This is a genomic window from Crossiella sp. S99.2 (assembly GCF_023094165.1).
Lineage (GTDB): Bacteria > Actinomycetota > Actinomycetes > Mycobacteriales > Pseudonocardiaceae > Crossiella.
Map to the genome: position 1 here is coordinate 242,033 of NZ_JALMDK010000005.1, position 23,735 is coordinate 265,767.

Annotated in this window: 17 protein-coding genes and 1 pseudogene; 7 read left to right on the forward strand and 11 right to left on the reverse strand. The window is 71.5% G+C overall.

Annotated elements, in window-relative coordinates; genetic code table 11:
* The first annotated feature begins 325 nt into the window (after nucleotides 1-325).
* Together MZC64_RS20865 and MZC64_RS20870 are read left to right on the forward strand one after the other, a co-directional pair.
* Nucleotides 326-1,600 carry a glycosyltransferase gene (locus MZC64_RS20865; RefSeq protein WP_247758690.1) on the forward strand — a complete coding sequence of 425 codons (1,275 nt, stop codon included), beginning with the start codon at nucleotides 326-328 and terminating at the stop codon, nucleotides 1,598-1,600.
* A gap of 33 nt (nucleotides 1,601-1,633) precedes the next feature.
* A complete protein-coding gene (locus MZC64_RS20870) occupies nucleotides 1,634-2,608 on the forward strand; it encodes an aldo/keto reductase (protein WP_247758689.1) in 975 nt (324 codons plus the stop codon).
* A gap of 360 nt (nucleotides 2,609-2,968) precedes the next feature.
* Here the strand turns inward: MZC64_RS20870 and MZC64_RS20875 are convergent, their stop codons facing one another.
* The 4 genes from MZC64_RS20875 to MZC64_RS20890 form a co-directional block, all read right to left on the reverse strand.
* A complete protein-coding gene (locus MZC64_RS20875) occupies nucleotides 2,969-3,688 on the reverse strand; it encodes a PadR family transcriptional regulator (protein WP_247758688.1) in 720 nt (239 codons plus the stop codon).
* Nucleotides 3,689-3,922: 234 nt separating this feature from the next.
* Nucleotides 3,923-5,107 carry a pyridoxal phosphate-dependent aminotransferase gene (locus tag MZC64_RS20880; protein WP_247758687.1) on the reverse strand — a complete coding sequence of 395 codons (1,185 nt, stop codon included), beginning with the start codon at nucleotides 5,105-5,107 and terminating at the stop codon, nucleotides 3,923-3,925.
* Complete coding sequence (gene speB / locus MZC64_RS20885; RefSeq protein WP_247758686.1) at nucleotides 5,104-6,180, reverse strand: agmatinase; 1,077 nt, start codon at nucleotides 6,178-6,180, stop codon at nucleotides 5,104-5,106. Before speB ends, MZC64_RS20880 begins: the two co-directional genes overlap by 4 nt.
* Entirely contained in the window at nucleotides 6,177-7,616 is a 1,440-nt protein-coding gene (locus tag MZC64_RS20890; protein WP_247758685.1) for a sodium:solute symporter, read from the reverse strand. The genes speB and MZC64_RS20890 overlap by 4 nt, the downstream gene beginning before the upstream one ends.
* 133 nt (nucleotides 7,617-7,749) lie before the next feature.
* On the opposite strand from MZC64_RS20890, the gene MZC64_RS20895 reads away from it, so the two are divergent.
* Together MZC64_RS20895 and MZC64_RS20900 are read left to right on the forward strand one after the other, a co-directional pair.
* A complete protein-coding gene (locus tag MZC64_RS20895) occupies nucleotides 7,750-9,222 on the forward strand; it encodes a PucR family transcriptional regulator (RefSeq protein WP_247758684.1) in 1,473 nt (490 codons plus the stop codon).
* Nucleotides 9,223-9,314: 92 nt separating this feature from the next.
* Nucleotides 9,315-10,175 (forward strand): class I SAM-dependent methyltransferase, encoded by an 861-nt coding sequence (locus MZC64_RS20900; RefSeq protein WP_247758683.1) that lies wholly within the window; start codon nucleotides 9,315-9,317, stop codon nucleotides 10,173-10,175.
* Nucleotides 10,176-10,194: 19 nt separating this feature from the next.
* Here the strand turns inward: MZC64_RS20900 and MZC64_RS20905 are convergent, their stop codons facing one another.
* Nucleotides 10,195-11,547 (reverse strand): CoA transferase, encoded by a 1,353-nt coding sequence (locus MZC64_RS20905; protein WP_247758682.1) that lies wholly within the window; start codon nucleotides 11,545-11,547, stop codon nucleotides 10,195-10,197.
* An 82-nt stretch (nucleotides 11,548-11,629) separates the two neighbouring features.
* Between MZC64_RS20905 and MZC64_RS20910 the strand changes: the two genes are divergently transcribed.
* Together MZC64_RS20910 and MZC64_RS20915 are read left to right on the forward strand one after the other, a co-directional pair.
* Nucleotides 11,630-12,247, forward strand: a complete 618-nt coding sequence (locus tag MZC64_RS20910) for a methyltransferase domain-containing protein (protein WP_247758681.1) — start codon at nucleotides 11,630-11,632, stop codon at nucleotides 12,245-12,247.
* Nucleotides 12,244-12,723 (forward strand): annotated as a pseudogene (locus tag MZC64_RS20915) (DedA family protein); the annotation flags it as partial. The gene MZC64_RS20910 and the pseudogene MZC64_RS20915, both read left to right, overlap by 4 nt.
* Nucleotides 12,724-12,842: 119 nt before the next feature.
* Here the strand turns inward: MZC64_RS20915 and MZC64_RS20920 are convergent.
* The 6 genes from MZC64_RS20920 to MZC64_RS20945 all read right to left on the reverse strand — a co-directional run bounded on the left by MZC64_RS20920 (nucleotide 12,843) and on the right by MZC64_RS20945 (nucleotide 21,651).
* Nucleotides 12,843-13,781, reverse strand: a complete 939-nt coding sequence (locus MZC64_RS20920) for a patatin-like phospholipase family protein (RefSeq protein ID WP_247758680.1) — start codon at nucleotides 13,779-13,781, stop codon at nucleotides 12,843-12,845.
* Entirely contained in the window at nucleotides 13,778-16,150 is a 2,373-nt protein-coding gene (locus MZC64_RS20925) for an FAD-dependent oxidoreductase (RefSeq protein WP_247758679.1), read from the reverse strand. The genes MZC64_RS20920 and MZC64_RS20925 overlap by 4 nt, the downstream gene beginning before the upstream one ends.
* A gap of 1 nt (nucleotide 16,151) precedes the next feature.
* Entirely contained in the window at nucleotides 16,152-17,249 is a 1,098-nt protein-coding gene (locus MZC64_RS20930) for an alpha/beta hydrolase (protein WP_247758678.1), read from the reverse strand.
* Between the two features lie 133 nt (nucleotides 17,250-17,382).
* Entirely contained in the window at nucleotides 17,383-20,325 is a 2,943-nt protein-coding gene (locus MZC64_RS20935; protein ID WP_247758677.1) for a LuxR family transcriptional regulator, read from the reverse strand.
* A 102-nt stretch (nucleotides 20,326-20,427) separates the two neighbouring features.
* Nucleotides 20,428-21,441 (reverse strand): adenosine deaminase, encoded by a 1,014-nt coding sequence (gene add, locus MZC64_RS20940; RefSeq protein ID WP_247758676.1) that lies wholly within the window; start codon nucleotides 21,439-21,441, stop codon nucleotides 20,428-20,430.
* A gap of 48 nt (nucleotides 21,442-21,489) precedes the next feature.
* Complete coding sequence (locus MZC64_RS20945) at nucleotides 21,490-21,651, reverse strand: hypothetical protein (protein WP_247758675.1); 162 nt, start codon at nucleotides 21,649-21,651, stop codon at nucleotides 21,490-21,492.
* A gap of 21 nt (nucleotides 21,652-21,672) precedes the next feature.
* Between MZC64_RS20945 and MZC64_RS20950 the strand changes: the two genes are divergently transcribed.
* Nucleotides 21,673-23,517: a Xaa-Pro dipeptidyl-peptidase gene (locus MZC64_RS20950; protein WP_247758674.1), complete on the forward strand. Its 1,845-nt coding sequence runs from the start codon at nucleotides 21,673-21,675 to the stop codon at nucleotides 23,515-23,517.
* Nucleotides 23,518-23,735: the final 218 nt, after the last annotated feature.

A 23,735-nucleotide genomic window follows, 5' to 3' on the forward strand; every position in this document is an offset into this window, starting at 1 on the left:
CACCTGCAGCTGGTCGGCATCAGGAGCCACGCGATGCAGCAGAGGACGGAAGATACCTGGCCACCAGGGAACGTCCTCGCCATGCACAGTAGCGCCTCCGAGGGGAGGTTTCGACCAAGTCCTGGCCAAACGTAGCGAGTTCCCACGACCGTGGGATACCGCCGCCAGGGTCTTGCGGAATTGGCCGCACTATCAGTGACGTCTGGTGGTTTCGAGTACGTGAACTTGGGTCGGACTCCTACTTTGGGGGGTACCGGACAGGAGGTGGCAACCGATTGTGTTCGTCGCATTGACGGAACGACGACGCGCAAACGGGGCAACGACGATGAACGTGCTGCTGCTCGCCTATGGCTCGCTGGGGGACATCCAGCCTTTTGTCGCGCTCGGCCGCGCCCTCGATCGCGCTGGTCACAAGGTGGTGCTGGCCGCGCCCGCCCGCTTCGAGTCCTACGTCGGCGAGCACGATTTGCCTTTTGCGCCGATCAGTGATGCCCTTGTTGAGCTGGCCGACAGCGCGGACCTCCGGGCTTCGCGTGAAGGCGGCGCGCTGCAGTCCGGGGTGGCCTGGCTCGAAGCCCTCCGGCGCGGCGAGGACGCGGCGACCGCTGTGCTCGAGGACAGCTGGGCGGCCGCGGCGTTCGGGCCCGACCTGGTGGTGCATCACCCGATCACGGCTGGGCAGCACATCGCGGAGAAGCTTCGAGTTCCGTCAGTGCTGGCCTCGCCGCAACCTTCCTACGTGCCGACGGATGCGTTCCCCTGTTCGCTGATCTCGGTGCCGGACTGGCTGCCACCGGCGTTCAACCGGTTCACCTACACACTGCTCGCCTGGTCCGGCCGACTGCTGTCCGGACCGACCGACCGGTGGCGGGAGCAGGTGCTCGGCCTGCCTCGGCGCCGGGGAGCGCACGACCCGCTGCGCCAGCCGGACGGCAGGCACACGACGGTGCTGCACGCGTTCAGCCCACACGTGTTCCCGCCCGCGCCGGACTGGCCGGATTCCGTGCACAGCATGGGTTACTGGTTCCTGCCCGCGGCCACGGACTGGGCGCCGCCGCGAGCGCTGGTGGAGTTCCTGGACGCCGGTTCACCGCCGGTGTGCGTGACCTTCGGCAGCACTGTCGGCGGCGATCCGCGGCGCTCGGCGCGCACCGTCCTGGACGCGGTGCGGCTGGCGGGCGTGCGGGCGGTGCTGGTGTCCGGGTGGGGCGGTTTGCAGGCGGACGAACTGCCCGCGGAGGTCTTCCAGGCCGAGCACGTGCCGTTCGACTGGCTGTTCCCCAGGGTGTCGGCGGTGGTGCACCACGGTGGCGGCGGCACCAGCGCCGCGGCCGTCGCGGCTGGACGGCCACAGGTGACCTGTCCGTTCGGGGTGGACCAACCGCAGTGGGCACGGCGGATGCATCAGCTCGGGGTGGCGCCGCCGCCGATCCCGCAGCGCACGCTGACCACGGCCGCGCTGGCCGAGGCGATCCACCTGGCCGCCACCGACGCGGCGATGGCACGGCGTGCGGAGCGGCTCGGCAGGCTGGTGAACGCCGAGCCTGGAGCGGAGGCCGCGGTGGCGTTGCTGGAAAAACTCGTGTCGCGCAAGGGTTGACCTGGAGCGCGCTCCAGCCGACAGGCTCGGCGCATGCGAAAGATCACCCTTGGCGGCCCGGACGGACCGCGGGCCAGCGTGTTGTGCCTTGGCGCGTTGCCGTTCGGGTCTTCAGTGGACCGGGACACCTCCTTCGCCATCCTCGACCGGTTCGTCGAGGCCGGCGGGAACTTCATCGACTCCGCGAACAACTACGTGTTCTGGACCGAGAACGGAAAGGGTGACGAGAGCGAGAACCTGCTCGGCGATTGGTTGCGCACCAGGGGAAACCGGTCCGAGGTGGTGCTGGCGTCCAAGGTGGGCGCGCTGCCGGACCCGGCCAAGCCAGGGGCGTTCCCGGACAACGCGGAGGGCCTGTCCGCCGAGGTGATCAGCACCCAGCTCGACAACAGTCTGCGTCGGCTGGGCACTGACCACCTGGACGTGTACTACGCGCACATGGAGGACCGCTCGGTGCCGCTGGCCGAGACGGTCGGCGCGTTCGGCAAGGCCGTCGCGCAGGGCAAGGTACGGGTGCCCGGCTGCAGCAACCACCCGACCTGGCGGATCGACCGCGCGCGGGAACTCGCGAAGCAGGACGGGCTCGCGCCTTATGGCGTGCTGCAGTTCCGGCACAGCTACCTCCGGCCGCGGCCGGACATCAGGCTGCCCCAGGCCGGACATGTCCAGGCCAGCGATGAACTGCTGGACTACGTGCGCACCGAGGACAACCTGGTGCTGACCGCGTACACGACGTTGCTGTTCGGGGCCTACACCCGGCCGGACCGGCCGCTGCACGAGCACTACGACCACCCGGGCACCCAGCGCAAGATCGCCGTGCTCCAGGCCGTGGCCGCCGAGCTGGGCGCCACAGTGAACCAGGTGGTGCTGGCGTGGCTGTTGCACGGCAACCCGTTGGTGGTGCCAGTGCTGGGGGTCAGCTCGGTGGCGCAGCTGGAGGAGTCACTGGCCGCGGCGGAGTTGGAACTGAGCGTGGACCAGTTGGGCCGGCTGGCCGCGGCCTGCTGACTCCGGCGACTTCGGCCGGGTGCAGCGGGGCTGTGCGGGTCAGGCTGGGCGATGCGCCACTGGGGTGCGCGGGCCTGTCACGGCGAACCGCTTGTCCGGCATCGGTTGCTCTGCGCTTCGCGCCGGTTGCTCCGCGCGAGGCGGTGTGCGCCGGGTGGGGTGAACCTGTTGGTGCGACACGGTTCTGGGGATCGGTCGCGCGAGCCGGTCTTGTGGTCTGGCTGATGCGAAGCCCGGGTGACGCGATGCCGGGTGACGCGTCGCGGGGCATCGCGTGGCCGGGCGCAGCCGTGTTGGGCCGGCGGCGTGGGCGGCGGCGTGGGGCGTGACCGGAGTTCGGTCACGCCCCTGCCGTGCCGGTCACTGCTGCTCGTCCTCTTCGGCGAGGATCCGGTACAGATTTCGGCGGACCTCGGCGAGGAGTTGGCGGGCTCGGGCGGTCTGCTCCGGGGTGCCCGCGGCGGCGACCTGGAGGGCGGCCTGGTGGACCTGGCCGAGTAGCTCCTGGAGTTCGACCACGGTGGTGTCGACTCCGCCGCTGACGGTGTCCCAGACCACGGCCAGTCCGGCCTCGTTCTCAGCGACGTAGGCGCGGCCGGCGTCGGTCAGTTCGACCATCTGGCGGCCACCCTCCTTCTCCGAGACGACCAGGCCTTCCTCGGTGAGCTGCTTGAGCACCGGGTAGATCGAGCCGGGGCTGGGGCGCCAGAAACCGTCACTGCGTTCGGTGATGTCGGCGATGAGCTGGTAGCCGTGGGTCGGCCCGTCGACCAGTACGAGCAGCACCGCTGCCCGGACGTCGCCGCGACCGACCTTGGGGCGCTGCCAGCCGCTGCCGGGGCCGCCGAATCCGGGGGGCATGGGCGGGAACGGTACGCCGTGGCGCGGGCCGCCCGGTCCTCGGTCCGGGGTCCAGCCCCAGAAGTGGCGGTGGCCGCCTCGGCCTCGGCCGCCGTGGCCGCGCTCGCGGGGGCCGCCGCGCCGGTGGCCGCGCTCCTCGCGGTCGCCTCGGCGGTCGCGGTCGCCGCGATCCTCACGGTCACCGCGCTCGCCGCGGCCTTCGCCGGTGTCGTTGTGCATGCCCAACATGGTCCATGGCGTCCGCCGCGTGCGGGGGCCGCCGAACCAGGGGCCGAAAGCTGCTGCATGGGCAGTCATAGCGATCTCTCCTTGAACAGTCGCGACACGCTGATCGTGTCGTCGATGTGTTCACGATATATCGCGAACAGTCAGAGACGCAACCATGACTTGGGTTCGAACAGCGAAACGGCGGGCCCCTGGACCGGGACCCGCCGTGTTTGTGCAGCTCAGAGGCTAGGTGTTGGCTGGGACACGGTGCAGGGCGCGCAGGCGGTCGATGGCGCTGTGCAGGGTGTCGGGACGTTTGGGGAAGGCGAAGCGGATGAGCTTGCGGCCCTCCTCGGGGTTGGCGTAGAAGGACGAGCCCGGGACCACGGCCACGCCCAGTTCGGTGACCAGGCGGCGGGCGAACTCGATGTCGTGGCCGGCGGGGTCGAGATCCTCGGTGCCGCACAGCACGTAGTAGGCGCCGTCTGGCACGTGCAGCCGGAAGCCGATCTCGGTCAGCGCCGGGCAGAGCAGGTCCCGCAGCTCGCGGTAGTGCGCGGCCAGGCCGGTGTAGTACGTCGGCGGCAGGCCGAGCGCGGTCACCGAGGCCGCCTGCAACGGGGTGGGCGCGCCGACGGTGAGGAAGTCGTGCACGGTGCGGATCGCCTTGGTGGCCCAGGCCGGGGCGATGGTCCAGCCGACCCGCCAGCCGGTGACCGCGTAGGTCTTGGACACGCTGTTGATGGTGATCGTGCGGTCGGCCAGCCCCGGCACGGTGGCCGGCGGGATGTGGCCGCCGTCGCCGAGGAAGTGGATGTGCTCGTAGATCTCGTCGGTGATGCACAGGACGTCGTGTCGCTGGCACAGTTCGGCGATCAGTTCCAGCTCGGCGCGGCTGAACACCTTGCCGGTCGGGTTGTGCGGGGTGTTCACCACGATGGCCCTGGTGCGCTCGGTGAACGCGGCGCGCAGTTCGGCCTCGTCGATGGACCAGTCCGGGCGGTGCAGCGAGACGAACCGCGGGGTGGCGCCGGCGAGTACCGCGTCCGGGCCGTAGTTCTCGTAGTGCGGCTCGAACATGATCACCTCATCGCCCGGTTCGACCAGGGCGAGCATGGTGGCGACCATGGCTTCGGTGGCGCCGCAGGTCACGCAGATCTCGGTCTCCGGGTCGACCTGCCAGCCCGGGTAGGCCCAGGCGGTCTTGGTGGCGATGGCCGCGCGCAGCCCGGCCTCGCCATAGGTGATCGGGTACTGGTTCAGGTCGGCGTCCACCGCGTCCTTGACCGCCTGCTTCAACTCCGGCGGGCAGGCGAAGTCGGGCAGGCCCTGGGACAGGTTCACCGCGTCGTGCGCGGTGGCCAACCGGGTCATCTCCCGGATCACCGACTCGGTGAACGAGGCGACCTTGCTGCTGACCCGAGTGATCACGGGTTCTTCTCCTTGTGCATCGCGATGAGACTGATCAGTTCATAGGCGGTGTGCGCGGCGGCGATCGCGGTCAGTTCGGCGTGGTCGTAGGCCGGGCTGACCTCCACCACGTCCGCGCCGACCAGGTGACAACCCGCCAGGCCGCGCAGGATGCCGAGCAACTCCCGGCTGGTCAGCCCGCCCGCCTCCGGGGTGCCGGTGCCGGGGGCGTGCGCCGGGTCGAGCACGTCGATGTCCACCGAGATGTAGAGCGGGGCGTCGCCGATTCGGGCGGCGATGCGGGCCGCGATCTCGCGGGCGCTGGTCTCCTCCAGGTCCATCGAGGTGACCACCTGGAAGCCGAGCGCCGCGTCGGCGGCCAGGTCGCCGGGACCGTAGAGCGGGCCGCGGATGCCGACGTGGGTGAGCCGGGAGGTGTCGAGCAGGCCCTCGTCGGCAGCGCGGCGGAACACGGTGCCGTGGGTGTGCGCGGCGCCGAAATAGCTGTCCCAGGTGTCCAGGTGCGCGTCGAAGTGCAGCAGGGCCACTGGTCCGTGCCTGCCGGCGACCGCGCGCAGCATGGGCAGCGCGACGGTGTGGTCGCCGCCGAGAGCGACCGGGGTGGCGCCGGTGGCCACCAGGGCGGTGGTCGCGGCGGTCATCTGGGCCAGGGCCTCGGGGATGTCGAACGGGTTGGCGACGACGTCCCCGCAGTCGGCGACCTGGGCGCCGGCGAAGGGGGAGATCGCCAGGCCGGGGTGGTAGGGGCGGAGCAGGCGGCTGCCCTCGCGGATCGCGGCCGGGCCGAAGCGGGCGCCGGGGCGGTAGGAGGCGCCCGCGTCGAAGGGGAAGCCGAGGATGCCGATGTCGCAGTGGCCGACCTCGTCGCGGCGGGGCAGCCGGGCGAAGGTGGGCCAGCCCGCGAAACGGGGGACCTGGGCCGCGTCGACCGGGCCGAGGGTGGTGGATGAGCCGAGGGTGGTGGATGAGCCGAGGGTGGTGGATGAACCGCGGGTGGCGGAGGGATCGGGCACAGTTGGCGCGCCGGGGACGGCTGGGCTGCTGGCGGCTCCGGCCGGTGCGGGGGCGGTCATGGGGTTGGCACCGGTTTGGCTGGGTTGTCCTCGCCGGCGAGTCTGCGGGTCCAGGCGGCCAGTCGGGCCGGGTCGTCCGGTGGGGTGAGCAGGCTGACCGTGACGAAGCTGATCAGGCCGACGAGCAGACCGAGGTAGATCGGTTCCTGGGCGGAGAGGCCGAAGTAGGCCATGCAGCCGACGACGGTGAGGCCGCCCAGGGTCATCGCGGCCAGGGCGCCGGTGCGGGTGGCTCTGCGCCAGACCAGGCCGCCGAGGATGGGGACGAGTAGGCCACCCACCAGGAGGTTGTAGGCGACGTCCAAGGCCGTGACCACGTCGGAGACCAGGCAGGCGATGGCCACCCCGAGCAGGCCCAGGACCAGGGTGAACAGCCGGGTGGTGCGCAGGTCGTCGCCTGCTGTGGGGTTGCGGCGCAGCCGGGGCCACAGGTCGTTGCCGGCGACGGTGGCGCAGGCGATGAGGGCGCCGCTGGCGGTGGACATGACCGCGGCCAGCGCCGCGGCCAGGACCAGACCCTTGAGCCCGACCGGCAGGGCCTCGGTGACGATGGTGGCGAAGGCGCGGTCCCTGGATTCCAGAGCCGGGTAGAGGGCCTTGGTGGCGGTGCCGATGAGGGCGCCGGCGAAGGCGTAGACCAGGCAGTAGATGCCGGAGAAGGTGCCGCCGACGCGGGCGACCTTGTCATCGCGGGCGGTGAAGACCCGCTGCCAGATGTCCTGGCCGATGAGCAGGCCGAAGAAGTACAGCAGCACGTACTTGAAGATGTTGTCGCCGCCGATGGTCCACAGCGAGAAGAACTGCGGCTCCAGCTTCGCCGCCATCGCGCTGAAACCGCCCGCCTTGATGATCGCGGCGGGCAGCAGCACCAGCAGGATGCCGACGCTCTTGACCACGAACTGCACGATGTCGGTGGCGGTGATCGACCACATGCCGCCGAGCACCGAGTACAGCACCACGATGCCGCCGCCCAGCAGCACCGACGGGATGTGCGACATCCCGAACAGCACGCCGAAGATGGTGGCGCAGGCGATAGTCGAGGTGGCCATCAGCATCAGCGAATAGGCCCACATGACCACGCCCGAGACCGGCGCGGCCTTGCCGCCGTAGCGCAGGTCCAGCATCTCGCTGACCGTGTAGACCTTGAGCCGGGTGATCCGGGCGGCGAAGACCAGGCTCAGGCCGAGCACGCCGAGACCGATGGTCAGCACCATCCACGCCCCGGACAGCCCGAACTGGTAGCCGAGCCCGATGCCGCCGACCGTGGACGCGCCGCCGAGCACCACCGCGGACATGGTCCCGGAGTACATGACGTAGCCGAGCCGTCGGCCCGCGACCAGGAACTCGCTCTTGTTCTTGGCCCGTCGGGCCGCCCACCAGCCGATGACCACCATGGCCACCAGGTAGGTGATCATCACCGCCGAGTCGATCGTCACCGGTCCTCCTTCGCCGCGAGTGGAACCAGGTTGGTAGGACCGTAGGGATCCGCCGACCTGCTGCGAAGTGGATGATTCGCACAATGGATGCGACAGTCCAGGATGTTTCGTCCAGTAGCGGGGAGGTCGCGGCATGGCCACGGTGACCATTGGTCTGCACGAGCTGCTCGGCCGGGCCGATCTGGGGCTGACCCAGCTCAGCGGGCCGCGGGCGGACCGGACCATCCGCTGGGTGCACATCTGCGAGCTGCCGGATCCCGGGCTCTACCTCACCGGCGGCGAACTGCTGCTGACCGCGGGCGTGGACTTCCCGGACTCGCGGGTGGAGATCCACCGCTACGTGCGGCGGCTGGTCGCGGCGGGCGCGGCGGGGCTCGGGTTCGGGGTGACCCCGGTGCACGACGAGGTGCCGCCGGATCTGCTGACCGCGTGTCAGCGACACGGGTTGCCGCTGCTGCTGGTGCCCAGCCGGACCTCGTTCCTGGTGATCAGCCAGGTCGTCTCGTTGATGCTGGCCGCGCAGGAACGGGCCGGGCAGCACCGGATCTCGGTCGCGCAGGCCGCGCTGACCAGGGCGGCGGCCCGGCCGGACGGGGTGGCCGCGGTGGTCCGGCAGCTCGGGGCGGCACTGGGCGGGTGGGCGGTGCTGGTGGACGCCCGGCACCGGCTGAGCAGCGGGGGAGCGGTGCCCGCGGACGCCGGTGAAGTGGAGGAACTCGCCGCGCGGTTGCTGGCGCCGGGCGGGCCGTCCTCGGCGACCGCGCACCGGGACGGTGGCCAGGTGGTGGCCCTGGCGCTGGGCCGGACCGACCGGGTGCTGGTCGCGGGCAGGGAACCGGCCTTCTTCACCGCGGACCGGGCGATCCTGGAGGTCGGGGTGGCCCTGCTGACCGTGCTGAGCGGGGCGGACCGGCTGCCCGCGCCGGTGGCGGAGTCGGTGACGGCGCTGCTCGCGCTGGTGCTCGACGGCCCGGCGGCCGAGGTGGAGACCCATGTCGCGGCCGCCGCCGGGGTGCCCGCCGGGGGTGCGTGGCAGGTGGTGCGGGCGCGGCGGGCCGGGGCCGCAGGGGAGATCGACCGCGCCGAGGTGGCCACCCGGCTGGGCACCCCGCTGGCCGGACTGCTCGCCGACGGCGGGGTGCGGGCGCTGGTCCCGGCGACCGGGCCGTGCCCGCTGGCGGCGGATCCGCGCTGGCTGGTCGCGGTGAGCGCGCCGGTGCGCTGGGCCGAGCTGCCGGGCGCGGCGCGGCGGGTGGAGCGGTTGCTGCGGCAGGCGGTGGCGCAGGGCCACTCGATCACCGAGTCGCCGCGCGCCGGAGTGGACGGGCTGGTGCCCCAGGCGGAGGCGGCGGAGTTCGCCCTGGCCCGGCTGGCGCCGCTGTCCGGACACCCCGCGTCGCTGGTCGAGACGTTGCGGGCCTGGCTGGCCGGGGGCGGCAACTGGGAGACCGCGGCGGTGGTGCTGGGCGTGCACCGCAACACCGTGCGGCACCGGGTGGCCACCGCGGCGAAACTGCTCGGCTGCGATCCGCAGGACCCGGACATCCGCGCCGAACTGTGGCTGGCCCTGCGGTGGCTACCCGAAGACCGGCCTGCTCAAACGTGAGGTTTCTCCTGGTCAGGGCCGGTTCTCTGGGTGTTTCACCCACTAGTTTCGGCTAGGAGACAGCGGTGTCCGAGGTCATCGAAGGAGCCCGAGTGGTAGCCCGTGAGGCCGGAACCAACGGAAAACTCCTGGCCGGGAAGGCCAGTTTCGACCATATCTACGAACAGCGGGACCCGCGTGCCTACTTCAGCACGCTGGGCACGTTGGAGTACCAGATCCCGCACCACGCCCAGCGGGTCTTCCGCAGACTGCTGGAGGTGGGCCCCAGACCGTCGGCCGAGGCCACGGTGACCGATCTCTGTTGCTCCTACGGGATCAACACCGCCCTGCTGCGGCACGATCTGGTGCTCGACGACCTGTACGTGCGCTACGCGCAGGCCGAGGCGGACTCCACCGGGGACCTCGCCGCGCGGGACCGCCGGTTCTTCCACGGCCGTCGGCGTGCCAAGGCCCCGCGCACGGTCGGCATCGACCGTTCGGCCCGCGCGGTCGCCTACGCCCGCACCGCGGGCATGCTCGACGAGGGCTTCGGCGAGGACCTGGAAAGCGCCGAACCCAGTGCCGCCCTGCGCGCCGCGGTCGCCGACACCAGCATGGTCACCGTGACCGGCGGGGTCGGCTACATCACCCACCGGACCTTCCAGCGGTTGCTCGACTGCGTGCGCCGACCGCCATGGGTGGCTGCGTTCGTGCTGCGCGGGGTGGCCTACCAGCACATCGCCGAGGTCCTCGGCAAGCACGGGCTGGTCACCGAGAAACTGCCCGGCCGGACCTTCCGGCAGCGCCGGTTCGCCTCCCCCGAGGAGGCCAGAACCACCGTGAGCGCGCTGACCTCCGCGGGAATCCCGGTGCGGGACAAGGAGTCCACCGGCTACTTCCACACCGACCTGTACCTGTCCCGGCCCGCGGGCGATGTGGCCGCGCAGCCGCTGGACCGGTTGCTCGCGGACTGATCCAGCCCGCGGACCGATCTCAGTCGAAGGCGGCGGGATCCGCGCCCGGCCGGTGCGGCGGGGTCGCCCAGTACGGCGACTGACCGGCGATCGTGCCTGCCGGGCGCACGTGCCGGACCCGGCCGAACGGGGTGTCCGTCTCGGTCAGCAGGTCGGTGACCTCGACCTTCGGCAGGCCGAGCCCGTCGATCCGGCCCAGCCCGTCCAGCCAGGCGCCGGTGCGGGCCAGGGAGACCTCGGCGTGCCAGGAGCCGCCGTGCTGGGCGCGGCGGCGCAGCCCTTCGATCGCGGCCAGCGCGGCGAGGTGGCCGGTGGCGTGGTCGAGCAGTTGCGCGGGCAGCGGCACCGGGACGGCGGACTCGGCGGCGGTGGCCGTCTCGTGGGTGAACCCGGTGGCCACCTGCACCAGGCTGTCGAACCCGCGCCGCCCCGACCACGGACCGGCCTGGCCGTAGGCGCTGATGGACACGGTCACCAGGCCGGGGTTCAGCGCGGCGCAGTCCTCCACTCCCAGCCCGAGCTGGGCCAGCGCGCCGGGCCGGAACGCCTGGAGCAGCACATCGGCCTGCCGGATGAGCGCCCGCAGGCTGTCCCGGCCGGCCGGGGTGCGCAGGTCCAGGTGGCAGAAGCGTTTGCCAAAACCGGTGTCCACCACCAGCGCGTCCACCAGCTCCAGGTGGTCGGCGCCCACCCGCAGCACGTCCGCGCCGTGCGCGGCGAGCGTGCGCCCGGCGACCGGTCCGGCGATCACCCTGGTCATATCGAGCACCCGCACCCCGGACAGCGGCCGCCGCGCCGGGCCCAGCGGACGGCGCGGGGTGTCGAAACGGCTGGTCAGCGCCACCAGCGGCACCTTGGCCAGTGCTCGGGCCTGCGGCGTGGCCAGCCACTCGCTGCGGCTGCGCTGGGCGGCGGCCGCGCCACCGGCGGCCAGCACCGCCTCCTCCACCGCCACCGCTGAGGCGGTGCGCAGCGTGCGGGCCGCCGCGGACTCGGGCACCGCCAGCGCGCGCAGCACCGCCCGGTAGTGCGCCGGGTAGTTGGCGTGCAGCCGCACCCAGCCGTCCGCGGTCGGGTAGTCCCCGGACAGCGGCCCCCACACCGGCGGCGCCACGCCGTCCACCCGCAGGTAGCGCTCGCTGCGGAACGCGGTCACCGCGGCCCGGCCGTCCACCACCACCTCGGGGGCCGGACCACTACGGGTGTGCCACAACCTGGCCGCGGCCAGCGTGCTCGCCGCCACCGCCGCGGTGGCGGCCCCGGTCACCTTGAAGATCGACGGGAGGATCTCGTCCGGGCTGGTCACGGTGACCGAGGTCAGGTCGGCGGGCCTGCCGCCGATCGCGCCCCACACCTGTTGGAGAGCGTTCATGAATCGACGCTAGCCCTGAAAAAGCCCTGAGATCGGACATCCCCGTGCACATCACACCCGGCTGATAAGGCAGTCTGGTCGGGTGACATCCGCACCCCCACCACGTAACTCGCTGGCCGTGTTCGTCTCCGCGGTCCTGCGCCAGCCGAGCCTCATCGGCGCGGTCGTGCCCAGTTCCCCGGCGCTGGCGGCCCGGCTCGCCTCGGTCGTGCCCGGCCAGGGTGAGCCGCTGGTGGTCGAGCTGGGCGCCGGGACCGGTGCGGTCAGCGGCGCGATCGAGGCGCGGTTGGGTGGCCGGGGCCGCTACCTGGCCATCGAGCTGGAGCAGGACCTGGCCCAGCACGTGCAGTCGGCCTACCCGGCGATCGAGGTGGTCAACGCCAACGCGGCCGACCTGGACAAGGTGCTCGCCGACCGCGGTCACGGCGAACCCGGTTCGGTGGACGCGGTCGTCTCCGGCCTGCCCTGGGTGCTGATCCCGGAGCAGGTGCAGCGGCAGATCATCGGCCACGTCGCCGACGGCATCGGCCAGACCGGGGTGTTCACCACCTTCGCCTACGTGCACGCGCTCGGCATGGTCGGCGCGCGCAAGTTCCGCTACCTGCTCGAATCAGTCTTCGACGAGGTGCTGCTCACCCGGGTGGTCTGGCGCAACGTGCCGCCTGCCATCACCTACGTGTGCCGGCGCCCGAAGACATGATCGAGCTGCTGCGGGAGCATCTGAGCGGGCTCCCGCCGCTGCTGATCTGCCTGGCGGTCGGGCTGCTGCTCATCGCCGAGGCCGCGCTGGTCATCGGCGTGATCCTGCCCGGGGCCAGCGCGTTGCTCGTCTTCGGTTTCCTCACCCAGCTCGGCGCGGTGCCACTGGCCCCCGCGATGATCACCGCGGGCGCGGCGGCGCTGATCGGCTCGCAGCTGGCCTACTGGCGTGGCCGCAGCCTCGGCGGCACCGGTGATCTGCCGCGGAGCTGGACGGTCCGCCGGATCGGGCCGCGCCGCTGGCAGTGGATCAGCGGTCTGGTCGGCGATTTCGGCGAACGGGCCGTGCTGCTGGGCCAGTGGGTGGTCGGCGCGCGCACCCTGGTGCCGCGGCTGGCCGGCATGGCCGGGTTGCCCTATCACCGCTTCGCCCGGTGGAACGTGCCGGTCGCGCCGGTGTGGGGCGCGCTGTGGGTGCTCGTCGGCTGGGCCGCTGGCCGTTCCTACGAGCTGGTGGCCACCGTGTCCAGCTGGGTCAGCCTCGGTCTGCTCGGGGTGTTGGTGCTGGTAGCGCTGGTGCTGGCCTGGCGGCGGCGTCAGCCGAGCAGTTCGAGGGCTCTGGACCGGCCGTGTTCGGCGACCGCGCGGGCGGTGTCCGGGGAGAACCGGACGAACCCGGAGATGCTGAAGTCCGCGCTGGGCTCCACCAGCACCAGCTCCACCTGACGTTTCTCGGTCGCCCCGGTCTTGGCGAGTTCGTTGACCGTCTGCGCGTGCCGGAAGTCCTGCTCCACCGCGAACCGCGCCACGTTGGCGAAGAGCAGCCCGAGCGCCTCATCCAGTGAGTCCGGCCGGTCCGTGGCCTGTCGCCGGGAGGAGGCGGCCACCACCACCGTGTCCGGCTCGTAGGCCAGCGCGGGGGACAGCGGCGTGTTCGCGACCAGTCCGGCGTCGGTGTACTCCACCCCGTCGATCTCCACCGGCGGGAACAGCACCGGCGCGGCCGCACTGGCCAGCAGGTGGTCCACGGTCAGCTCGACCTGCCGGTACCGGTCGGTACGGCGGTGCTCCGGCGGCAGCGTGTTGGTGAACCGGGTGACCAGTCCGGTGGCGTGCTCCACCGCGGAGACCACCGCCACCACGTCCTCCCGGATGGACAGCCGGTCGCCGTCGAGCACCTTGGCCAGGGTCTTGCGCGCGGGGGAGGTGTCCAGCAGCCAGGTCCAGCCGATCACGCCCAGCGCGTTGCCCACCGGATCACCGGCCAGCCGCAGCAGTTGCCAGGGCCGCAGCAGCCGGTACAGGTCGGCGCGGAAACGGTAGACGTCGGAAGAACCCAGCTCGGCCCACAGGTGGGTCAGCGCGTCCGGTGTCATCCCGCCGGCCAGCAGCCCGATGTTCAGCGCGCCCGCCGAGGTCCCGGAGTAAATCCGCGGCGTGCGCCCCAGCTCGGCCAGCCCCTGCGCCACCCCCGCGCCGAAGTAGGCCGCCTGCGCCCCGCCGCCGGAGAGCACCAGCGCCAGTCCGCCGCTCATTCCTCGTCCTCGGGTCCGCGCGGGCCGTAGATCTCCCACAACCTGCCCAGGAACATCCGGCCGAACCGCTCCACCGATCCCAGCGGATCCGGCCCGGTGGCCCGGATCGTGGTGAGCTGCTGGAGGAAGTCCCGCTTGCGGATGTGCAGCACGCCCGCGCCGATCGGCTCGCCCGGCTCGTCGTCCTCGTAGACGTGCCCGGAGTACATCCGCACGTACAGCGTGGTGGTGTCCGACCACAGGTCAGGGCCCGCGTCGTCGTGCAGATCCTTGTGCCCGGTCAGGGTCAGCGGGTTGCCGGCCAGGTCGTCCAGGTGCAGCCGGTAGTACATGTGCCGGGTGTCCGTGGCCGAGCCCGGCACCAGCAGGTTGAACCGGCCGAAGGGCACCGCGAGCCGGCCGCCCAGGTCGTCGCAGTGCAGCCAGCCGGTGGCCTTGGCCAGGTGACTCGGGTCGTCCAGGAACCGGTCCAGGTCCTCGATGGCGATGGTGAGGCGGAAGGAGAGCCCGCGCTCATCCCGCCGTCCGACCAGCTCGCCCTGCCTGGGTTCGGTCTCGCCGAGGGCGAAGGAACCGGTCATCTCCTCGGTGAAGGACAACCCGGCGGAGCCGGCCGGCCCCCCTCGGCCGGCCGGCTCCTCGGTGACCCGCACCGCTCCCTCCGAACAGTGCGGGTCCATGGGCTCGACCGTCGATCCACAGTCGGACTCCCCTCCCCCGAGGAGCCGATCACAGAGGCGGTCCGCCCAGGCCGCGATGGTCATGGAGGGGTTCGGGCCAACTGGGCCCGGCATGGCCGAGCCGTCGGCGACGTAGAGCCCCGGGTATCCGTACACCTCGCCGTAGGGATCGCACAGGCCCTCGCCGGAGTGCTGCCCCATCGGCGCCCCGCCCAGCGGGTGCACGGTGATGATCCGCTTGGTCAGCCACATCGGGTTGTCCCGGTACTCCCCGCCCAGCACCTCGGACACCCCGCGCATGGTGGCGCGCACCCCGCTGAAGTACTCCTCGCTGGTCTCGGTGGTCCAGTCGACGTCCAGCCAGCCCTCGCGCATCCGGACCACCCCGTCCGGCACGTCCCGGCCCATGCCCAGCAGCGGCACCGAACTCTCGGTGAACACCCCGTCGTCGAGCAGTTCGGACAGGTCGTGCGAGAGCGAGGTGCTCGGCGACCGGTCGATCGCGTTGAGCAGCCGCTTGGCCGCGAACCCGAAGATCCGGTTGAGCTGGCTGGGCGCGTTGGCCGCCTCCACCAGCCAGGCCACGAAGCTCGGGTAGCCCGCGTCCTGGATGTAGTGCCCGCGCCCGGTGATGCCCTCCCCGTCCACCGCGTCCGGCACCCGGATCGCGCTGGTGATCACCGGTCCGCGGTTGGCCTCCAGATCGCGCACCCCGTCGCGGTCCTTGGCCTTGAGCAGGAAGGTGAGCAGGTCGCCGTTGCCGGTGAACCGGGTGCCCAGGGCCCGGCTCAGTCGCGGCAGCCGCGGCCGGTTGCGCAGCAGCAGGTGCAGGGTGCCGAAGGTGCCGGCGCCCAGCACCAGCCGGTCGCAGCTGATGGTGCGCGCCTTGGTGACCCCGTCCGGCTGGTGCTCCCGGTAGCCCACCTCGTAGCCGCCGCCCGGCAGCGGGCGGATCAACCGCACCTCGCACATGTCCCTGATGTCGGCGTCGTAGTGCTGCGCCGCGGACAGGTAGGTGTGGTCCAGGCTGTTCTTGGCGCCGTCGTTGCAGCCGATGTTGCACTCGCCGCACAACCGGCAGGTCCGGCGCTGCTCCCCGTGCAGGTTGCCGTAACCCGCCTCCTCGATCGGCAGCCCGGTTCCCGGCTCGCCCCCTGGCCGAGCCGCGAACCGGACTGCCAGCGGCGGTCGTTCGAACTCCAGGCCGAGCGCGGTCGCCGCCTCGCGCATGGCCTTCGTCCTCGGCATATCCGAGAAATCCGGGTGGTCCAGCGGGTACGGCGCCGGGGTCAGCATCCGTTCCACCGCGTCGTAGTGCGGGTCCAGTTCGGCCCGGCTGATCGGCCAGGTCTCGTAGCCGCCGCCGCGCAACGGCTCGTCGTGCACGAACCAGTTCTCGTCCTTGCGCTTGAGCACGTTGGCGTAGATCAGCGAGCCGCCGCCGACCCCGGCGGAGACCACCGAGGCGAAACCGCGGAAGCTCCACACGTCGAACAGCCCGTACTGGCGCCGCGCCGGGTCCCAGAAGTTGTTGCGCATCTCCGCGGGGGAGCGGGCGAAGGAGCCGGGCGGGTATTTCCGGCCGCGCTCCAGCACCACCACCGACTTGCCCGCCTCGGCTAGTCGATAGGCGCTGACGGAACCGCCGAATCCGGTTCCGACCACCACGACGTCGACGTGTTCGGCCATCTCAGCCGGCCTGTCGCTTGATGAAGTCGAGCAGGTGCGGGAAGACGTCCATATCGGCGTGCTCACCGATGAACGGGTCCAGGTGGCCGTAGCCGGGCAGGATGCGGAACTCGTGCCGCCCCGGCGTCATCTTCTCCAGCTTGCGGTAGCAGATCTCGTTGGAGTCGCCGAAGACCTTGTTGGCATCGCCGGTGGTCAGCAGGATCGGGGTGTCCACACTGGCCGCGTTGCCCAGGTAGTCGTTGGGCAGTTCCTCGTGCCGCTCGTCCTTGACGTCGTACTTCACCGCGCGCCCGGCCAGGTACATCTTGCGGACGTGCCGGTAGTAGTTCATCCCGCTGCCGCCGCACAGGTCGCCCAGCCTGCGGTGGGTGACCTCCAGCAGGTTCTCGTGCCGGTACATCGCCGGCCAGCCCGCTCCCCACAGGTGGCTCAGGATGTGGCAGGCGGACACATCGCATTCGCGGTGCATCGCCGAGATGACCTTCGCGGCCAGCCACGGCCGGGTGAACCGCGGCGCGTCGCCCCAGCGCGGGTCCATGTACTCAAAGCCCAGCACGTACTCGAACAGCTCTGGCTCGACGGCGATCTTGGCCGCGGAGTAGGTCGGCAGGTTCGGGGTGAGCGCGACGCTGTTGGCCACCACGCTGGTGATGCCGTCGACCACCCCGCCGAACAGGCTCATCAGGAAGGACACCGCGCCGAGGCAGTGCGAGATGACGTGCAGCCTGCGGTCAGGGCCGATCGCCTTGCGGATGGTCTCGATCGCCGCGGCGTTGTCCCAGTGCGCCACGTCGTCGAGGGTGTAGCGGTGCATGCCCTGGTTGTACGGGTGCCGGTTGCTGAGCCGGCTGTCCAGCGTCCACACGTCGCCGTAGCCGTTGTCCAGCAGGTAACTGACCAGGTTGCGGTGCTCGGGCATGATGTACATGTCGCTGGACTGGGTCAGTCCGGGGATGAGCAGCACGACGTCCTGGCTCTCCGCGCGCCGGAATCGCAGCATGCTGAGGCCGAGGCCGTCCTCGGTGGTGAACGGGTGCGTGGACACGTCCGCGTCGCGCACGCCGTCGAGCGTGTACAGCGGGATCTCGCGTTTCATGGGTCCTTCACCTGACCATCGTGTGTGTGTCCACCTTGGCCAGGACGCGTGGTCCCTGCCATCGTGGGAATCACTGACATCTTCATCCGGGTCGGGCCGCTGAGCTGCCCCGACCCCGATGCCGACGGTCGGTTCAGCCCTTGTCGTGGGCGTCCAGGGCGGGCCCGAGCACCCGGCCGACGCTGGCCCGTGAGGTCACGCCGAGCTTGGTGAACACGTGTGACACGTGGGTCTCCACCGTGCGGATGCCGATGAACAGCTTCTCAGCAATCTGCTGATTGGTGTGCCCGTCGAGCACAAGTCGGGCGATTTCGAGTTCTCGCGGTGACAATCCGAACGGCCCGCTCTGCTTCGGTCCACCTGGGACGGCCACCCGCACACCGAGGCGGCGGGTGGCGCGCAGAGCCTCGGCCCGCAGCGATTTCGCCTTGCAGGCGGCGAAGGCATCGGCCGCGGTCGCCAGTTCGGGCAGTGCCCTGACCCGGTCTTTCGCCGCGGTGTAGGCGAGTCCGGCGCGCAGCCGGGCGCGGGCTGCGTCCAGTTTGAGCCCGGCCTGTTCGAGCACGGCGGCCGAGCGCAGGGCCAGTTCGGCGGCGGCGGCCGGATCGGTGCCGGTCAGCGCGTGCGCCCGGACCGTGCCCGCCAGCGCCCGGTTGATCTCCAGGGCCGGGTCGGCGATCCGCTCGGCGCGGTCGGCCCAGGCTGCGGCCTCGGCCCAGCGGCCCGCGCCGGCCAGCAGGTGCGCCATGGCCTCGCAGCAGAACAGCAGCATCGGCTGGTCCCGCTGCACCGACTCCAGCAGATCGCACACCTCGTCCGCGGCGGCCCCGTCCAGATCGCCGGAGCAGGCCACCGCGATGGCCTGGGCGACCCGGGCCCGCAGGCCCCACCACTCGGGCACCAGGCCACCGGCCTCGGTCGCCTCGGCGGCCACCCGCAGTGCCTCGGTGTGCTCGCCGGACCAGGTGAGCAGCAGCGAGCGGGAACCCAGCGCCATCGCCATGGACTGCTGCGAGCCGCCGACCCTGGCCATGTCGATGGCCTCCTCGGTCAGCGTGAACGCCTCGTCCATGTCACCGAGCACCGCCGCCGCCTGGGCCTGACCGACCAGCAGCGGGGGGAGGATGTAGTTCTGGCCGGTGTTGCGGGCGATCTCCACCACCCGCTCGAACCGGGGCAGCGCGTTGCGGTAGCGGCCGGTGAGCAGGTCGCTGAAGCAGAGCCAGGTGAAGGCGTCCAGCCAGGGCGCGAGGTCGGTGGCGGTGGCGGTGGCCAGCACCCGGTCGGCCTCGTCGAGCAGGGCCAGGCCGCGCGCGCCGTCCCCGCCCGCGATGGCGGGCATCGGCCGGAGCGCGGCCACGGCGTAAGCGATCGGCTGCGGCACCGCGTCGGTGGGCACCTGGTCGAGCAGCCGGGTGGACTCGGCGTACTCCGCGGACCAGATGGCCTCCACGGCCAGGCGCAGGTGCAGTGGTCCGGCGTGCTGGATGGCCTCGGCCGGGACCGCGCGCAGCTCCCGCTGGAGCAGGGCCCGTGCCTCGACCGCCCGGCCGAGCAGCCGGGTCACCCTGGCGTAGATGTTGCCCGCGACCATCGCCCGCTGCTGGTATGCCTGCGCGGGCAGCCGTTCCAGCACGTCAAGGGCGGTGCCGCTGGCCTCGGTGAACTGGCTGGTCACGCCCTGGGCGGCGGCCAGTTCGATGAGCAGCTGGATCCGGTCGCCGGTGTTGGCCGGGATGTCCGGCAGCAGGCGCAGCGCCTGGGTGAGCCAGTAGGAGGCGGTCATCGGCGCGCGTGGCGCGACCGAGCGGGCGGCCTGGGTGAGCACGCCGACCGCGTCGACGTCGCCGAACCCGGCCGAGCGGACCACGTGCCGGGCCAGCTGCGGCGCGGGCGCGTTGAGCTTCTGCAGGTAGGCCGCGACCCGGCCGTGGGTGGCCATCCGCCAGCCCGCGGAGGCCGAGGTGTAGGCGGTGTGCCGGACCAGCGGGTGCCGGAAGCGGAAGCGGCCAGGGGTCGGCGCGATCCGCACCACGTCCCGGCCGACCAGCTCGTCCAGCACGGTCAGCGCCTCGGCGTCGGACAGCTCGGCGGCGGCGGCCGCGGCGGCGGGCTCGAACTCATCGCCCACCACGGCGGCGGCGTGCGCGATCAGCAGTGCCTTGGAGGAGAGCTGACCCAGTTCCACCTGGAGTGCCGAGCGCACCGCGTCCGGCACATCGCGCAGCGTGTCCTCGGCCAGGTCGCCGGTGATCTGGGACAGCGGGTTTCCGTTGCCGTTCTCCGCCCTGGACAACGCCTCCAGGTAGAACGGGTTGCCGCCGCTGGACTCGTACAGCCTGCGCCGCTTCGCCTGGCTCATCCCGGAACCGAGGAACTCCTCGGTCTCCTTCTGCGACAACGGACTCACCGTCACCCGGGTGCCCTGACCCGCGGGCACCTGGGACAGCGCGGTGCGCAGCCGGGCGGAGACCTGCGCAGGCCGGTAGGCCACCGCGATGACGACCTGCCCGCGCGGGGGATGCCGCACCAGGTAGTCGAGCAGTTCGATGGTGGCCTCATCGGCCCAGTGCACGTCGTCGAGCAGCAGGGTCAGGCCGGAGGACTCGGCGAGCACCTCCAGCAGCGTGCGCACGGCGCGGTGCAGCCGGTAGCGCGCGCCGCCGGCCCCGGCCGGGATCGGCACCTGTGGCAGGTCGATGGTCAGCCCGGGGAAGACCGAGGACAGCAACCGCGCCTCGGGCAACGGAAGTCGCCGGGTCAGCAGACCGATCTGGGATTCGAGGTGGTCGTCCAGGGCGTCCACCACCGCGGCGAAGGGCGCGTCCTGCTCGAACTCGGCCGCCCGGCCGGCCAGGGTGGCCATGCCCAGCTCGCGGGCCTGGTTCGCCACCTCGGTGACCAGCCGGGACTTGCCCACGCCGGGCTCGCCGACCAGCTCGACCAGGAAGAAGGTCTTGCGGGTGGAGCGTTTCAGCGTGTTGCCGAGGACCTTGAGCAATGGCTGCCGACCGACCAGCGGACGCAGCGTCGGGTCTGCCGTCGGGGTGATCTGCTGATCCCGCCGACCGGACATCGTTTCCGAACCCCCCACCCACATCGCCGCCGCGAAGTGATTATGCCAGTCCCACGGCGGCGACGCGGAGCCGTCCGATGGAGGGTTCTCCAGAGAAGGGCGTCAGCCGGGCAGCGTGACCGAGTCCAGTTCGGCCAGCAGCCTGGCCTTGGTGGCCGCACCGGCGAAGGACACCTCGACCCCGGTGCGCGCGATCTCGACCAGTTGTTTCGCGGTCAGGCCCATCTTCTCGTGCGCGGCCAGGTACTCGCGGTTGAGGTCGGTGTCGAACATGCCTGGGTCGTCGGTGTTGAGCACCACCGGCACGCCCGCCGCCAACAGTTTTGGCAGCGGGTGATCTGCCAGGTCGAGCACCTCGCGGGTGCGCAGGTTGGAGTGCGGGGAGATCTCCAGCGGGATGCGGTGCTCGGCCAGGTAGGCGACCAGCTCGGGGTCCTGCACCGAGTGGATGCCGTGCCCGATCCGCACCGCGCCCAGGTCGTGGATCGCCGACCACACCGACTCCGGGCCGGTGGTCTCCCCGGCGTGCGGCACGCTGGGCAGTCCGGCCTCGCGGGCCAGGTCGAACATGGGCTTGAACTGACCCCGGGGCACGCCGATCTCCGGCCCGCCCAGGCCGAAACCGACGGTGTGCTCGGGCTTGTGGTCCAGGTACCAGTTGACGGTCCGCCAACCGGCCTCGACGCCCTGCTCGCCGGGAATGTCGTAGATCCAGTTCAGCTCGACGCCGTGTTCGGCCTTGGCCCGCTCCCGGCCGGTGGCCAGCGCCCGCACCAGGGTCTCGTCGTCGATGCCTGCGTTGAAGAGGTTGACCGGGGTGACGGTGACCTCGGCGTAGCGGACCTGGTTGGCGGCCAGATCGCGGGCCAGGCCGACCAGCAGGGTGACCACGTCGGCCTCGGTGGTGACCAGCCTGCCCAGCGCGCCGATGACCTGGATGAAGTGCGCGAAGTCGGTGAACTCGTAGTACTTGGCGAGTTCGGCCCGGTCGGTGGGCACGCCGCGGTGCGGGTGCCTGCGGGCGAGTTCCAGCACGGTGTCCACCGAGGCGGCGCCGACGAGGTGCACGTGCAGCTCGGCCTTGGGCAGGGCGGCGACGAAGGAACGCATGTCCATGGGATGACCTTTCTGTTGGGGTGCGTGGGTGGAGGGCGGAAACCGCCGCTACCAGGCCAGGTCGCCCCGAGAGTGATCGCTGCCGTACAGCGGCAGCAGCGCATCGGTCACCAAGGTCACGCGGTCAGTCTTGACCATCGGCTGGGACCAGGTCAACGGGCTATTGACACGCGCCACACCTCGGGAAAGGGTGCCGATGCCAACCAGCACACAAGATCACCAGGAGTGCCCATGAGGCGTGCTCGCAGTGTTCCGTTGACCGTGGCGCTCGCGCTGGCCGCGCTGCCGCTGACCGTGGCCCCCGCCTCGGCCGCCCCGCCGAGCGGTCCGGTGTTCGCCGACGGCGCGGCCCAACCGGTGTTCGACCCGAAGGACGTGTTGCGGGAGAACGTTTGGGTGCGCGCGCCGGTCGACTCCGACCGGGACGGCAAGGACGACGAGGCGCACGCGCTGGTGGTGCGGCCCAAGGTGACCACGACGGGCCTGAAGGTGCCGGTGGTCTACCTGCCCAGCCCTTACTACGCGCCGACCAACGACGTGCCCAACCACAACGTCGACGTCGAACTGCACGTGCCCAGGCGCCCCGGCCGCGACGGCGCGGTCACCAGCGCCCGCACCGACGAGCGGGTCGAGGCCGCGGTGGGCGGACCGCGGGAGAAGCCGATCCCGGTGTCCCGCTACGAGGAGTACTTCACCTCCCGCGGGTTCGCGGTGGTCTACGGCGAGTCCCTGGGCACCGGCGAGTCCAGCGGCTGCCCCACCACCGGCGGCCGCAACGAGACCATCGGCGCGAAGTCCATTGTGGACTGGCTCAACGGCCGCGCCCCGGCCCGCGACGAGAAGGGCGCCGCCGCGACGGCGACCTGGAGCACCGGCAAGACCGGCATGATGGGCGTGTCCTACAACGGAACCCTGCCCAACGCGGTGGCCAGCACCGGGGTCAAGGGCCTGGAGGCCATCGTCCCGATCGCCGCGATCAGCAGCTGGTACGACTACTACCGCGCCGACGGCGCCGTGGTCGCCCCCGGCACCTACCAGGGCGAGGACGCCGACGTGCTCGCCGAGTACGTCTACACCCGCACCGACCGCGAGATCTGCAAGCCGATCATCGCCGAGGTCGCCACCGCCCAGGACCGGATCACCGGCGACTACAGCGAGTTCTGGGACGAGCGCAACTACCTCAACGACGTCCGCAAGGTGAAGGCCGCGACCCTGGTCGTGCACGGCCTCAACGACTGGAACGTCAAGACCAAGCACGCCGCGCAGTGGTACGAGCAGCTGCGCAAGCAGGGCACCCCGCACAAGATCTGGTGGCACCAGTCCGGCCACTCCGACCCGTTCAGCCTGCGCAAGGACGAGTGGCTCAAGACCCTGAACCGCTGGTTCACCCGGTACCTGTACAGCCAGCAGAACGGGGTGGAACAGGAACCCCGCGCCACCCTGCAGCGTGAGGACAAGAGCTGGGTGCAGGAGGCCGAGTGGCCCGCCCCCGGCACCCGCGAGGTCGGCTTCCACCCCCTGCCCGGCGGCAACACCACCGGCGCCCTGAGCCACGTCGACGGAGTCCATGGCCGACCGGTCCTGGAGAACATCGTCGATGACGCGACCAAGAAGGCGGAGGACCTGACCGCGGCCGCTGAGTCCCCGCACCGGTTGTCCTACTTCAGCGGCCCGGCCGCGGCCCCGCTGCGGGTGTCCGGCACCGTCGGCGTGGACCTCAAGGTCTCCTTCACCCGCCCCGCGGCCAACCTCACGGCGCTGCTGGTCGACCGAGCCCCCGACGGCAAGAACCACATCATCACCCGAGGCTGGACCGACCCCCAGAACCGCACCAGCGAAGACCGCACCCAGCCACTGCGCCCGGGAGTGCAGTACCGGGTGAACATCGAGATGCAGCCGGACGACTACGTCCTGCCCGCAGGCCACAAACTCGGCCTGGTCCTGCTCTCCAGCGACTACGACTACACCCTGCGCCCCAAGCCCGGCGCCGGCCTGTCGGTCAACCTGAACCAGACCGAGTTCACTCTCCCGGTCGTGGGCGGCACCTCCGCAGTCCGAGCAGCCTTCGGCTCGTAGCCCACAGCCCAACCATCGGCGACCCGGAGCCCAGCCCCAACCAACGGCGATTCAGCCGCTCAGCCCCAACCACCGAGGCCCTCGAGCACCCACGCTCGGGGGCCTCGGCCTGTCCCGCCCTGCTTCCGGTCCGGGTGCCTCGGCCACTGTCGCCTGGTCTCTACCTCTTCGCGCCCCATCCGCCCCGCCGGGCCGTCCAAACGTCGCCACCAGTCGTG